This window comes from Ignatzschineria sp. LJL83, from assembly GCF_054871845.1.
On sequence record NZ_JBTXLY010000005.1, the window covers coordinates 67234 to 81632 of the forward strand.

The 14399-nt window shown below is 37.6% G+C and carries 12 protein-coding genes; all 12 read left to right on the forward strand.

From position 1 onward, the window contains the following. Positions 1-123: 123 nt before the first annotated feature. The 12 genes from clpX to ruvX all read left to right on the forward strand — a co-directional run bounded on the left by clpX (position 124) and on the right by ruvX (position 14384). The gene (gene clpX / locus ACYSN2_RS04610; protein ID WP_461749086.1) at positions 124-1389 is read left to right on the forward strand and encodes an ATP-dependent Clp protease ATP-binding subunit ClpX; all 1266 of its coding nucleotides are present in this window, start codon (positions 124-126) and stop codon (positions 1387-1389) included. An 80-nt stretch (positions 1390-1469) separates the two neighbouring features. Then, positions 1470-2141, forward strand: coding sequence for a ribonuclease T (gene rnt, locus ACYSN2_RS04615; RefSeq protein WP_461749087.1), 672 nt, complete (start codon positions 1470-1472; stop codon positions 2139-2141). Between the two features lie 45 nt (positions 2142-2186). Next, positions 2187-3737, forward strand: coding sequence for a glutamate--cysteine ligase (gshA, locus tag ACYSN2_RS04620; RefSeq protein WP_461749088.1), 1551 nt, complete (start codon positions 2187-2189; stop codon positions 3735-3737). Between the two features lie 40 nt (positions 3738-3777). Further along, entirely contained in the window at positions 3778-4779 is a 1002-nt protein-coding gene (locus tag ACYSN2_RS04625; RefSeq protein ID WP_461749089.1) for a TerC family protein, read from the forward strand. A gap of 60 nt (positions 4780-4839) precedes the next feature. Beyond that, positions 4840-6159, forward strand: coding sequence for an NCS2 family permease (locus ACYSN2_RS04630; RefSeq protein WP_461749090.1), 1320 nt, complete (start codon positions 4840-4842; stop codon positions 6157-6159). A 96-nt stretch (positions 6160-6255) separates the two neighbouring features. Beyond that, the gene (locus ACYSN2_RS04635; RefSeq protein WP_461749091.1) at positions 6256-8322 is read left to right on the forward strand and encodes an FUSC family protein; all 2067 of its coding nucleotides are present in this window, start codon (positions 6256-6258) and stop codon (positions 8320-8322) included. Positions 8323-8389: 67 nt separating this feature from the next. After that, positions 8390-8887 carry a division/cell wall cluster transcriptional repressor MraZ gene (gene mraZ / locus ACYSN2_RS04640; RefSeq protein WP_461749092.1) on the forward strand — a complete coding sequence of 166 codons (498 nt, stop codon included), beginning with the start codon at positions 8390-8392 and terminating at the stop codon, positions 8885-8887. 12 nt (positions 8888-8899) lie between these two features. After that, on the forward strand, positions 8900-9712 hold the full coding sequence (gene murI, locus ACYSN2_RS04645) for a glutamate racemase (protein ID WP_461749093.1): 813 nt from the start codon (positions 8900-8902) through the stop codon (positions 9710-9712). 176 nt (positions 9713-9888) lie between these two features. After that, entirely contained in the window at positions 9889-10416 is a 528-nt protein-coding gene (locus tag ACYSN2_RS04650) for a lipoprotein (protein ID WP_461749094.1), read from the forward strand. A gap of 385 nt (positions 10417-10801) precedes the next feature. Continuing rightward, on the forward strand, positions 10802-13363 hold the full coding sequence (gene pepN, locus ACYSN2_RS04655; protein ID WP_461749095.1) for an aminopeptidase N: 2562 nt from the start codon (positions 10802-10804) through the stop codon (positions 13361-13363). Next, positions 13360-13914, forward strand: coding sequence for a nitroreductase family protein (locus ACYSN2_RS04660; protein ID WP_461749096.1), 555 nt, complete (start codon positions 13360-13362; stop codon positions 13912-13914). Before pepN ends, ACYSN2_RS04660 begins: the two co-directional genes overlap by 4 nt. Before the next feature lie 2 nt (positions 13915-13916). Continuing rightward, positions 13917-14384: a Holliday junction resolvase RuvX gene (gene ruvX / locus ACYSN2_RS04665; protein WP_461749097.1), complete on the forward strand. Its 468-nt coding sequence runs from the start codon at positions 13917-13919 to the stop codon at positions 14382-14384. The last annotated feature ends 15 nt before the right edge of the window (positions 14385-14399 follow it).

Genomic DNA, 14399 nt, shown 5'->3' on the forward strand with positions numbered 1-14399 from the left:
TTATCCCTTATCCTTTATTGTTTCTATCAATAATCTATCAATGAAAGTAGCCATCAGATTGCCATTCATGTTTGATTTTACAATCTAGCTATTTAATAAAACGACTCGGAGTAGATTCACAATATGAGTAACAAAACAGACAAACCAACGAAAAGTGTAGAATGCTCTTTTTGCGGAAAAGATCAAAGCGAAGCGGAACGCCTTATCTCTGGAAATGGTGTTTATATCTGTAAAGAATGTATTGAACTCTGTAATAATCTAGTATTGGAAGATGTAAAAGCAGATATCGAAGCTGAATCTGAAAGCCTTCCAACTCCTAAAGAGATCTATGAAGACCTTGATCAATATGTTATTGGTCAATCACATGCTAAACGTACATTAAGCGTTGCGGTTTATAATCACTACAAACGTTTAAATAGTGAAGCTTTTAGTGACAACAATGAGATTGAGCTTAGTAAAAGTAATATCCTTCTCATTGGTCCTACTGGTTCTGGTAAAACTCTACTTGCTGAAACATTAGCACGAAGCCTTAATGTGCCATTTGCCATTGCAGATGCAACGACATTAACAGAAGCGGGTTATGTGGGCGAAGATGTTGAAAATATTGTCCTTCGTCTTCTTCAAAACTGTGATTTTGATGTGGAAAGTGCGGAATCCGGCATTATTTATGTTGATGAAATTGATAAAATCTCTCGCCGTAGCGAAAATCCTTCTATTACGAGAGATGTTTCCGGAGAAGGGGTTCAACAAGCGCTTCTTAAAATTATCGAAGGCACGACCGCATCTGTTTCTCCAAGTGGTGGCAGAAAGCATCCTAATGCAGAACTTATCGAAGTGAATACTCGTAATATTCTCTTTATCTGTGGCGGTGCTTTCTCCGGCCTTGAAAAAATCGTGCAACAACGTCAATCAAAAGGCGGTATTGGTTTTGGTGCAGATGTAAAAACAACGGATCAAGAAAAAAATCTTTCTGAGCTGTTTGCGCAAGTGGAAGCAGAAGATTTAGCAAAATATGGCTTAATTCCAGAATTTATTGGTCGTTTGCCGGTCATTACAACCCTTGAAGAGCTTGATGAATCAGCACTTGTTAATATCTTAACAGAACCTAAAAATGCCATTACGAAACAGTTTTCCTACCTTTTTGAAATGGAAGGTGTAGAACTTGAGTTTACGGAAGATTCATTAAAAGCAATTGCGCAAGAAGCATTAAAGCGTAAGACAGGTGCTCGTGGTTTAAGAAGTATTATTGAGCATCTTCTTTTAGACACGATGTTTGAGCTCCCTTCTTTAGACAACGTCCAAAAAGTAATCGTTCACGCAAATTGTGTGACGGAAAAAGTCGCTCCTGAAATTATTTACGCAGAAGAGATGATGGCAACTAACGCATAATGAGCGTTAGTTGTTTTCGTTTCTAAGTATAAATTTACACTTATTAAAACATAAAAGGCGAGAAGAATCTCTTCATAGTTATGGCTGATCACTTACAATCCCCACCTCCAATCTCGATGCGTTTTCGAGGCTTTCTACCAGTTGTAATAGACGTTGAAACGGGAGGCGTAAATCCAAAAACTGATGCATTATTAGAAATTGCAGCAGTTGTTGTTGATATGGATGCCGATGGTATTTTAACAACCGCTGAATCAGTTTCTGCACATGTTGAACCTGAGAAAGGATTACTACTAAACCCTGAATCGATGAAGATTAATGGAATTAAAGTCGATAATCCTTTTCGTTTTGCGATTTCTGAAAAAGAAGCATTGAAGAAAATTTTCAATGTAGTCAGACAAGCGCTGAAAGACAAAGGATGTACCAGAGCGATTTTAGTTGGCCACAATGCGCACTTTGACTTAGGATTTTTAAATGCCGCGATCGAAAGAACTGGCATTAAAAACTCCCCTTTCCATCCTTTTTCAGTGATTGATACTGTGAGCCTTGCTGGACTTGTGTATGGGCAAACGGTATTAGCAAGAGCCATTATGGCCGCCGGCATCGATTGGGATCATGGTAAAGCACATTCCGCTCTATATGACACCGAAAAAACGGCGGAATTATTTTGCAATATTGTAAACATTTGGCAAGAGAAAGTAGGCTTTAATTTAGAGCTTTTTCAAGCAAATGATGATCCAATAGATGCACGCTAATCATTAGGAATAATCTTTAAAACATCGTGATATAAGAGAGTTTGTATGGATAAATTACAGAGCCGTCTACAGCATAATCTTGAATTGTTAGGCAAACACCAAGCAAAAATAGCAGATGTCAACATCGGCTTAGAACGAGAAACTTTAAGGATTAATCCTGAAACAGGACATCTGAGCGATCAAGATCATCCTGAGTCTATAGGATCTGCTTTAACACATAAACATATCACGACAGATTTTGCAGAATGTATGCTGGAGTTTGTCACAAGTCCACATAGTAGCCCTGATAAAGCTTTAGAAGAACTTCGTTCTATTCAAAAGTTTACTTTGAATAAATTAAACAATGAGATCTTCTGGCCAAATTCCATGCCGCCGGCAATTGATTCTGAAGATGAGATTGTGATTGGAAAATATGGCTCATCCAATGATGCGAGAATGAAATCTCTCTATCGCAAAGGCTTAAGCGTTCGTTATGGAAAGATGATGCAGGTTATTTCCGGCATTCATTATAACTTCTCACTGGAAGATCATGTTTTTAAAGCGTTCCAAGATGGAATAAATAACAATGATACGTTGTCTGCTTTTAAAACAGATCGCTATCTCCATGCTTGCCGAAATGTATCACGTTATGGTTTTGTGATTCCCTATTTTTTAGGCGCTTCTCCTGTGATGGACAAGAGCTTTTTAGCAGGAAAAGAGAATCCTTTTTCATCCTTAAATGATGAAGATAGCTATTTGCCGGAAGGAGAATCCTTGCGCTTATCAGATATCGGATATGGCAACAATAAATGCCATTTTGATGTCTCATTTAATAGCATCCAAGAATTCACCAAAAATATTCAATTTGCTATCTCAACGCCTTGCAACATTTTCTCGCAAATTCCCGTACAAGAAAATGGGATCTACAATCAAATCAATAATCACATTCTGCAAATTGAGAATGAATATTATGCAAGTATTCGTCCGAAGCAAATTATGCAAAAAGGCGAAAACTTCTTAACGGCGCTCAATAAACGCGGGATTGAATATATTGAATTGAGATCGGTGGATATTAATCCCCTCATTGCCGAAGGTATTGATATTGATTCCATGCGATTTATTCAGCTCTTTTTAACAGCGTCAGTTTTAACAGATGCCGAGAATCTCTCTCAAAAAGAGTATGAACATAATCAAAAAAACCTTAAAATCGTTGCAAAATCTGGGCTCGATTTAGATCAAAGTTTTACGGTTGAAGGTGAAGAATCCACGCTTAAAGAAGCCTTATTATCAGCACTTCACTGGCTTGATCCTATTGCGAAAATCTTGGGAAGCCCGTATGAGAAATCATTAAGCCTTATGAAAGATCGTGTGAGTCATCCGGAATTATTGCCGGCATCAGAAGTCTTAAAAGCGCTTAAAACAAGCAATCAAACCTATCAATCCTTCTTTTTAGCAAAAGCGAAAACGTTATATAGCTCTGAATATTCTGCATTAGATTCATCGAATCAGGCAGCTTTAGAATCACTTACAGAGCAATCTTTAGCAAAAAGAGATGAGATCGAGGCAGCACCGCAAATTCCTTTTGCAGAATATCTAGAAAATTACTTTAAATTCTGATATTTTATCTTCTTTTTAAAATTACCGAGGTAAATTACCCGTGACTTCTCACGTTTCTATAGGTTCTCCAACGCTCTATGTAGTATTTGGAATAGTAGTATCCATCATGATCTTAATTGATATGTTTGCTTTAAAAACAAGCGGAGATCATAAAGTTAGCGCTAAAGAGGCCCTTATTTGGACAATGATCTGGGTATCCGTTGCCCTACTCTTTGACCTTGGTCTTTGGGCATACATTAAATATATGATGCCAGCGGAAAATATTCCGGCAGAATTCGTCAATAATAGCGCTTATGCCATTGATAAATCGCTAGAGTTTTTAACAGGTTATGTCGTTGAAAAATCCCTTTCTATTGATAATATCTTCATCTTCTTGCTAATTTTCAGCTACTTTAAAGTTCCAAACATCTATCAGCGCCGAGTGCTGGTATATGGTGTATTAGCTGCGGTATTACTCAGAGTTGTGATGGTTCTGATTGGTAGTTACCTCATTTCAAAATTTGAGTGGATTCTCTATCTCTTTGGGGCATTCCTTCTCTTTACCGGAATTAAGATGTGTTTTGGTAGTGATGAAGAAGCGGATCTTAGTAAAAATAAAATCGTTTTACTCACGAAGAAATTTTTCAAAACAACCGATGATTATCACAAAGAACATTTCTTTATTTTGAAAGATGGCATCAAATATGCAACGCCGCTTTTCTTAGTATTAGTGCTCATCACCATCTCAGATATTATCTTTGCCGTAGATTCTGTGCCGGCAGTATTTGCTATTACGAAAGATCCATTTATTGTTATGACATCAAATGTCCTTGCGATTCTTGGACTTAGAGCCATGTATTTTTTACTTGCAGATATGGCGGAAAGATTCCATCTGTTACAATACGGTTTGGCGATTATTTTGATCTTTATCGGAATCAAAATGTTAGTGCTTTATTTTGATTATCACTTCCCAACTGCACTATCTCTTAGTGTCATTTTAGGAACCTTAGTGGGATCAATTGTACTATCACTCGTTTTCCCCAGAACAGAAAAAGTCTCTTAGTTTGATAAGTCTCGTTTTCTAACGGGACTTTTTTAATTCTCTTTGCATAAAGGACGCAACATGTTAGAGAAAATATTTCAATTAAAAGCTCACGGCACGACAGTTCGTACAGAAGTGCTTGCCGGCTTTACGACATTCTTAACGATGTCATACATCATTTTCGTAAACCCTTATCTTCTTTCAATGACAGGCATGGATTATGGCTCAATCTTCATGGCAACCTGTATTGCAGCAGCAATTGGAACCGTTGTGATGGCTTTTGTTGCCAACTATCCTGTCGGTTTAGCGCCGGGAATGGGTTTAAACGCTTTCTTTGCATTCACGATTGCAGCACCGATCTCCGCAGGTGGATTTGGGTATACTTGGCAAGAAGCATTGGGTGCCGTCTTTGTATCGGGTGTAATCTTCTTCATCTTAACGGCAACAGGATTACGCTCGTGGATCATTGCCGGCATTCCGAAATCTTTAAGAGCAGCTATTGGTGCCGGAATCGGTCTTTTTCTTGCGTTCATCGGTCTTTCGAATCCTGATGTTGGCATCATTAAAGCCAGTGATGCAACACTTGTAACGCTTGGTGATCTCTCATCTCCAGGCGCGCTTTATGCGATTTTAGGCTTCTTCTTAATTGTAGTACTTGATAACTTCAAAGTTCGCGGCGCCATCTTAATCAGTATTTTGGCAGTTTCTATTTTAAGTGCGATTTTAGGTCATAACGAATTTGTGGGTGTTGTTTCTGCGCCACCTTCACTGGCACCGACTTTCTTCCAATTAAGTTTTGAAAAAGTATTAAGCGGAAGCTTCATTCAAATTTTAATCGCGCTTGTGTTAGTAGAATTATTTGATGCGACCGGCGTGTTGATGAGCGTTGCCAAACGTGGTGGGTTACTCAATGAAGAGAAAGTTCCCAATGCAAAAAATCGCTTCAACAGAGCGCTATTTGCAGATAGTACAGCGATTCTTTCAGGAAGCTTATTAGGAACGAGTTCAGTCACAGCATATGTCGAGAGTAACTCCGGCGTACAAGCTGGCGGAAGAACAGGTTTAACGGCGCTTGCCATTGCATTTTGTTTTGTTTTAGCGATCTTCTTCTCTCCTCTTGCGAAATCCATTCCGGCATACGCCACAGCGCCGGCATTAGTCTATATTGCAGGCTTGATGCTTCGTGAATTAACGGAAGTGAATTGGGATTCGCCAACAGATTGTATTCCAGCAGCACTTTTAGTGTTAGGCATTCCCTTCACATATTCCATTGCCGAAGGTTTTGCGTTTGGATTTATCAGTTACGTTGCACTTAAAATGGGAACCTTGAAATTTAAGGATATCCATCCGGCAACCTATATTGTAGCGGCACTATTTTTACTTAAATTTGCATATTTTTAGAAGATAATGCTTTAAAAATTGTAATATAGCGCCATATTATCTCATCAAGTTAATATGGCGCTTTTGCATTGAAATAAGGAGAACTGAAGAGCATCTATGAATCAATTTTTAACGGCAACCCACCGATTTTTCTTTAGCAGTGATTTTGCAATGGGCGTAAAAATGGCGCTAGGGATTTTCCTACCTGTCATTATTCTCTATTGCTTTGACATTCCTTTGCCGATTTTAATGATTGCCGGTTACGGTAGTTTAACCATGTCGATTGCCGATCAGACGGGAACGCTGAAACATATGCGTAACGAAATGCTCGGAACTTTTGTCGCTATTGTACTCATTACCCTGCTCTTTATCTTTCAGCCCGAAGGATTACACCTTCTTAAAATCCTCTCACTTTCTGCTGTTACCTTTGTAGTCGCATTTATTTATGCCTTTAGAGCAAAATTTATCGCACTTGGGTTTATTGTCAGTTTTACGGCGTTACTCGCGGCATCAAATACTGCAACAACCCCATTAAACTATCTAGGTTATTTCTGCTTTGGCGCGCTGTTTTACTTCGCATTTAGCATGATTGTGACGAAGATTTTTCACATATATATTATTCGGCAAAATCTTTCCGGCATCTATTTTCTGTTATCACGTTATTTAAAAGCGCTATCAAAATGTTATCGTCAAAATGTCGATATTGAGAAAGAGTTTAAAAACTTTATTAACTCGCAAACAGATCTACTTGAAGAACTGCAAGTTATGAGAGACCTCTTATTTCGCTTAGATTATGAGAAAGATCATCGTTTAAATCAGATGGTCAATGAACTCTTACTCTTAATTGAAACTCGAGAAATTGCGACCATTCCTCTGCAAGATTTTATCGTCATTCGAGAAGTTTATCCGAACAGTGATCTGCAAATTTTCTTCCGTGATAGCTTCTCTAAAGCCGGCAATAACCTCGAAGAGATGGGAATGTATTCGCTTCGTGCCGGCGATATGCTCAAAAGATTAGGCTTTAAAGCAGAACTTCGTGCGCTTGAGTATGAATTAGAGCTTTTACGCCGAAAAGATCTTGAAGGTGCGGAGCTTGAAGGCTATCAAATTGTTGCCAACCATTTCCGAAAAGTTTGGTCGCTTTCCCGAAATTTAGAGCGCATTCGTTCATTTTTAGTGGATGATGTGGAATTGGAAGGAACTTATCCGAAACACAAGTTAAAGAAATTCCTCTCTCATTCCTATTGGAGTAATGATTTTTTAACGAGTAATTTAACCTTACAATCGCCGGTCATGCGCTTTGCGATTCGATCATCGTTAGCCATGTTTTTTGCACTGACTTTAGTCAGCTCCACAGATCTTCTCTCACATGGCTTCTGGATCGCCTTTACGCTTTTAAGTTTAATGAGACCAGGATTTAGCCTAACGAAAGAGAGAAGCCGAAATCGTATTATTGGCACGATTATTGGTTGTATTATTGGAGGATTTTTAATCTCCATAGAGCTTCCAACACTTGGACTTCTTTCCATATTATTTGCATCGGTCATTTTAAATAACGGATTAATTAGAGTACATAATCCTCTGAGTGTTACTTTCACGACAGTATATGTTTTGATATTACTCTATATCAGTAAAGACCTGACTGCCATGCAAGGGTTTTCCGTATCACTTGAAAGAATTATCGATACAATTCTAGCAGCACTGATTGCGCTCGGATTTAGTCATATTTTACCAAGTTGGGAAAAAGTGAACTTACCAAAACTTGCCGAAAAAGCTCGGGAAGATCTCTATAAAGTCATGTTAGAAATTGAAGATTGGAAAATTATTCAAAATGATATTGATGGTGATGCAAGTCTGAAGCTTGCACTTCGAACGGCGCAAGCTTCCATTGTTTCTCTCTCAAATTCCTTGGAGAGAATGAAAGATGAACCTTTAAAACGCCGGCAACATAATATCTCTGAGATCAATGATGAGCTCATTGAGATGCAATCTATTTTCTCGCAACTATCATATCTCGCAATGTTAATTGAAAAACTAGATCTACTTCAGGTGGAAGAATTTAATGAGATATTTCAATTAGTGAAATTGAGAATGAATCCTGAAACTTTTAAAGATCGCTCGGATATTCCAAGATTTATGATGTTAGAGCTAAAACCACTCATTTGGCTCGTAGAACCAAAATAATTTGGCTTTTATCCTATAAAAACCGTAAGATGGCAAAAGGTTTATCATTTTTTTAAGGCTCAATGTAATGTACCAATTTCTAGGCGAATATGAATTGAAGGTCGATACGAAAAATCGTGTCGCGCTTCCTTCCGTCCTTAGAAAACAGCTAAGCGACGATATGAATCATTTCGTCATTAGCCGAGCTCTTGATAAATGCCTTAATTTCTATCCTATTGATGCTTGGCGAGAAGTGGAAGCAGAGCTTAATAAGCTCAATCCTTTTGTGAAAAAAGAGCGAGATTTTGCAAGGTTTGTGCGAGGCGGTGCTACGGAAGTGATTTTAGATTCTCAAGGGAGAATGGTACTTCCCAAACGTTTAATGGGATATGCCAGCATCAGCTCTGATCTGATTTTATTAGGGAATGGAAATCTCTTTGAAATGTGGGATTTGGCGACTTATGAAGAGATGCTCGCGATTGATCCTGAAGATTTCTCACTATTGGCGGAAGAAGTGATGAGATTTGAAGAAGAGGAAGCTCCGATTTTAGATCCCTCCATTGTGGTACCTCTTGCAAGAAGCTAATTGGAACAAAGAATGTTACGTATAGGTCTTATTGATTCCGGCATTGGCGGTTTCTCCATTTTAAATGCATTTCTCTCATATAAAACACCAATCGATGCAGAATTTCTCTATATCGCAGATTCAGGGCATCTTCCTTATGGCTTAAAAAGCGATGCCTATATTCATGAAAGAATGCGCACTTTAACGGCATTTTTAATCACGAAAAAAATTGATGCATTAGTGATTGCTTGCAATACGGCAACTGCCGTAAGCGCAAAAAAATTAAGAGCAGAATTCCCAAATATCATTTTAATTGGCACGGAACCTGCGATTAAGCCGGCAACACTTGCGACAAAAACTGGGCATATTGCCGTAGCAGCCACACAATCCACTTTAAATAGTGATCGTTTAAATGGCTTAATTACACGCTTTGCACAAAACTGTACGGTTCATAAGATCATCGGAACATCATGGGTTGAATTGGTAGAATCTCAAAAAATTACCCCATCTTCTAATATTTCCATACTCTCTGAAACGCTACAAGTTTTTAATGATCATCCTATTGATCAACTTGTATTGGGCTGTACCCACTTCCCTTTTTTAGCACCGGCATTAGATCAATTATTATCATCAGATGTCGCTATTATTGATCCTGCTAGCTCTATCGTTCAAGAATGTTATCATCAACTTTCGCTTAAATTTCCTCAATTACCAAAAAATGGTAATGGGATGAATACCTCTGCACTACAGTTATTTACAACAGGTTCATTAGAAGAGTTCTCGCAACAGTCCTCGTTACTTTTAAAAGATCATCAGCAACTTATTATGAATAAAATCAATGCTTAAAGATCGTTTATTTTTGTGATAAAATTGTGAACAGTTTATTTTATAAACTTATATAAAGAATTTTATATAAAGAGTTTATATGAATTTTATAGCAATTTACGATTGCTTCTTAAATGTAGAATCTAGTCTTGAAATTTTGGTTTTGAGCTTAGATAAGAAATCAGGGTATATCTCAAATGAAGCATTTTTTAAAAAGATCATTGATTATCAGCACTATTTTTATTTTAGCAGCATGCGGACAATCTGAACAAACCATACAAGCAACGAATCAGTTATTTACCATCAATGTCAGTTCTGATTATCAAGATGTCATGGCTCAACGTGACTTTATTGCAAGTGATCGTCTCGAAGGAACGCCGGTAGAAAATATTATTTTGCTTCAAGCCAAACAAGGCAATCTTGAAGGGGATCTACTCTATGCTGTTAGCCTGGATCTTCCGGAAGGCGTGACGATTTCATTAGACCAGTTTAAAGAAGTCATGAATACGCAAATGGATCTAATCCCAGATGTTTTAGACTTCAAAGTTTCCCCGGTAGCGGATAGTGATACGCAAATCACATATGTTGCGGAAACTGTTGATCAAGATAAACCTTATTTTGAATATTGCCGAATTGCCGTTGAATCTAGCATTACTACTATTTGTATTGGTACCCGAAATGATCACGAAGGTGCTCAAAAGGCGATTGATAGTGTTCAATTCTAAAGTAGAGATAATGAATCTTACAACTTAATCTGCTGGGTTTAATCTTCTTAGTTAGACTTAGAAGATTAAAAGATTCATAAAACCATTATTTCTATAATAACAATAGGTTGATTCCAAAAAAGAGTGTGTTCAAACGCTCTTTTTTCATATCTTCTAGATTTTGAGATATAAACAGCAAACTACAACCAAAATATCCACCTACAAGTGCCTATTTTTCATACTCAAATAGCAGTGTATTAACGGCGAAAGAACAGCTTATTACATCTGATAAATGATACACTCCGTAATAGTACAAATAACAGCAAATTATTCATTATTTCTGTCAAGATCTATTTCATCATGCAATTGATGATAGAACATGGCAGATCTTAAAATAGGGATACTTATGTCACTCTCTTATCAAACAGATCATCAAATTTATCGTTTAGATTATCAAGCGCCGCATTTTAAAGTTCATAATTATGAATTAGTCATCATGTTAGATGAGCAAAAAACGGAAATCACCGGCACGTTTGAGATTACATTTCCGGAAGAACTTTCAGCACCTTTTGAAATAAAACTCAATGGTTCTGATAACTTAATCCTTGAAAGTATCGCTATTGATGGTATACAACTAGATCCATCAGAATTTGTCTTTGATAAAGAAGATATTATGCTCATTCTTCCAAAGCATACGAATCAAATTACGATTAAAAACTATATTAATCCTAGCGAAAATAGTGAATTGAGCGGGATTTATCTCTCTAATAAAATGTTCTTTAGTGATTGTGAACCGCAAGGTTTTCGCAATATTACCTATTTCTTTGATCGTCCTGATGTGATGACTAATTATCGGGTGAAACTCATTGCGGAAAATACATTCCCGACGCTGTTATCAAATGGCAATCTTATTGAAGAAGGAATTTTTGATGAAACGCATCATTATGCCATTTGGGAAGATCCATTTTTAAAACCCACTTACCTGTTTGCCATTGTTGCCGGCGATTTAGCATTTATTGAAGATGAACATATTCGCCCAGACGGCTCACCGGTAAGACTGCGAGTATATGCCGATCAAAAAGATATTGATCGTTGCTACTTTGCGCTTGAATCTCTGAAAAAAGCCATGGTATGGGATGAAGAACGCTTTGGCTTAGTGTGTGATTTAGATTATTACAACTTAGTCGCTGTCGATGATTTTAATAGTGGTGCGATGGAAAATAAAGGGCTCAATCTCTTTAATACAAGCTGTATCTTAGCAACACCAGAAACGGCAACGGATGCAGACTTTAACTTCATCGAGGCGGTTGTTGGTCATGAATATTTCCATAACTGGACAGGTAACCGTATCACTTGCCAAGATTGGTTTAATCTCTCCCTGAAAGAAGGTTTAACGGTTTTTCGTGAACAAGAGTTTATTGCAAAAGAACAACATCCCGGCATTCGTAGAATTGAAGATGTGAACTTCCTAAGAACCTATCAATTCCCCTCGGATCAAGGACCTCTCTCTCATTCCGTTCGCCCAGATGTTGTTGGTTCTATTGAAAATCTTTACACTACTACAACCTATGAAAAAGGTGCTGAAATTATTCGCTTATATCAAACAATTCTGGGGAAAGACGGTTTTGATCGAGGATTTCAACGTTATATTCAGGAATTTGATGGAAAAGCCGCAACTATTGAAGATTTCTACAATGTGATGCAAGCAGAAAACCCTCGTCTGTTTGATAATTTCCCACTTTGGTATAGCCAAAAAGGCACACCGATTTTAAAAGTAACAAGTGAATATCATCCTGACAAGAAAGAACTTAGATTGTCATTTATGCAATATTGCTATGATCCTGTTACCAAAGCAGAACAAGTACCTCTCGTCATTCCAATTAACTATGCAATGTTTTCATCATCAGGCGAAATGCTGTTAGAAGAGACATTTACCCTAACGACACATCAACAATGTTTAGTATTCCATAACATTGAAGAAATGCCGGTAATTTCATTTTTGAGAGAGTTTTCAGCACCTGTTGTATTGGATTATCACTATTTGCTCGCCGATCTGAAAACACTCATTACATACGAAACTGATTACTTTGCAAAATGGGAAGCCTTACAAAATCTCATTATTAAAGTTGCTTTTTCAAAGGAGCTAACTGCTGAGCAAAGAGCAGAAGTCATTGGAGATGCGTTTGAACCCTTACTTACATTTGCCTATGAAGATCCAGCATTTTGTGCACAGCTTTTAACGCTTGCTGATGATGGTTACTATTTAGGTCTTATGGAAACTGAAGATATTCTTTCCTTTAGACGTATTCGAGAAACCATCGAAACCTATCTTGCAACACGCTTTAAAGATGAATGGCTTAAGTTATATCATCATTTCCAAGAAGACAATGTGCATGCTCGAGCGATTAAAAACATCGCCCTCCAATTTCTTTCTTTTTTACCAGAATTCCATGATCTTGTAACATCACAATATTATGAATCTAGTAATATGACGGATATTAGTTGGGCATTAAAATATGCAGTTTGGCAGAATATTGCAGAAAAAGAGACAATGCTTGACGATTTCTATGAGAAATATCAAGATTACCCAACGCTTATCGATCGTTGGTTTGGCTTACAAGAACGTAATCCTCATTTAACGCTTGAAAGTTTAGATCATATTGTTCATCATCCGGCATTTAGTCGTAACAACCCTAATCGTGCGAGAGCGATTGTGGGTGCAATTGGTAAAAACAGAGTGGCTTTAGCAACCATCGGTGCTCCGCTATATCAGTGGATTGCCAATGAAATCTTAGCCATTGATAAAATTAACTCAATTACCGCAGCAAGATTAGTAACACCTTTTACAAAAGTGGCTCGCTTGCCGGAGCCTTTACAGTCAGAAGTATTAGAAATAATCTCTCAAATGATAAAAACACCCGATATTTCTCATAACTTATCAGATCAGTTAAAAAGGATTATTCAATGAATCAATTACCCTTAACAGATATTATTACCAATCGTCGCACAATTCATCACTTTAAGAATGAGGCTGTTCCAAAAGAGTTTATCGAAAAAGCGCTGAAACTCACGGTATTTTCTCCTAATCATCGTCATACGCAACCTTGTCAGTTTTATCTCATAGGATCTGAGTCTAAAGCAAGATTCTTACAGTATGCGGAACAAGCATTTTCAGATCGAGATCCCCAATCAGCGGCAACGAAACTCAATCGCTGGAAATCTATTCCGGGCTGGGTTTTAGCAACTCGAAAAATCGCATCTGATGAAAAAACAGCTCATGAAGATTATGCGACTTTAAGTATTGCGCTGTATATCATGATGCAGTCATTAGCAGATGATGGTATCGGTTCGAAATGGTCGACAGGATCACTTATTTTTGCAGAAGAAGTATACAAGCTCTTTAATATTGATCCTAAAAAGGAAGCTATTGAGGGCTTATTTTGGTACGGATATCCAGATAAGACGCCCTTACCTTTCCCGAAACCTTGCTATACAGATTTTGTAACAGAGTTAGATTAAGAATGATTCAACATGAAAAGAGAGTTCCTACTTTAGGGAACTTAAAAGAAAATCAAGCCTTAGAAATTGTCTTAGGCTTTGATTTTGGCACTAAAAATCTCGGGATCGCTGTTGGTAATCTTTTAACTGAAACAGCACAACCTGTCACTATTTTAAAAGTCACCAATAATCAACCACAATGGGAAGATATTCAAAAGCTTTTAGATGAATGGCAACCGGATGCTTTTATTGTGGGAATTCCTTATACCCAAGATGGCACTGAAACAGAGCACTTGAAAATTATTCGTAAATTCATGAACCGACTTCATGGTCGTTTTGGCTTACCTGTCTTTGAAGTGGATGAATCTCATTCCTCTGCCCAAAGTGAAGCGTTTATTAAGCCTTCACAAAAAGGAAAAAAAGGGATGTTAGATGCAATTTCGGCAGCCATTATTGTCGAAAGATGGTTGCAGAATAATTTAATAGGTTAACTGCTTGTTACTATA

Coding starts and splice junctions, on each gene's coding strand:
- clpX (WP_461749086.1), top strand. CDS start 124: ATGAGTAACAAAACAGACAAACCAACGAAAAGTGTAGAATGCTCTTTT.
- rnt (WP_461749087.1), top strand. CDS start 1,470: ATGGCTGATCACTTACAATCCCCACCTCCAATCTCGATGCGTTTTCGA.
- gshA (WP_461749088.1), top strand. CDS start 2,187: ATGGATAAATTACAGAGCCGTCTACAGCATAATCTTGAATTGTTAGGC.
- ACYSN2_RS04630 (WP_461749090.1), top strand. CDS start 4,840: ATGTTAGAGAAAATATTTCAATTAAAAGCTCACGGCACGACAGTTCGT.
- ACYSN2_RS04635 (WP_461749091.1), top strand. CDS start 6,256: ATGAATCAATTTTTAACGGCAACCCACCGATTTTTCTTTAGCAGTGAT.
- mraZ (WP_461749092.1), top strand. CDS start 8,390: ATGTACCAATTTCTAGGCGAATATGAATTGAAGGTCGATACGAAAAAT.
- murI (WP_461749093.1), top strand. CDS start 8,900: ATGTTACGTATAGGTCTTATTGATTCCGGCATTGGCGGTTTCTCCATT.
- ACYSN2_RS04650 (WP_461749094.1), top strand. CDS start 9,889: ATGAAGCATTTTTTAAAAAGATCATTGATTATCAGCACTATTTTTATT.
- pepN (WP_461749095.1), top strand. CDS start 10,802: ATGTCACTCTCTTATCAAACAGATCATCAAATTTATCGTTTAGATTAT.
- ACYSN2_RS04660 (WP_461749096.1), top strand. CDS start 13,360: ATGAATCAATTACCCTTAACAGATATTATTACCAATCGTCGCACAATT.
- ruvX (WP_461749097.1), top strand. CDS start 13,917: ATGATTCAACATGAAAAGAGAGTTCCTACTTTAGGGAACTTAAAAGAA.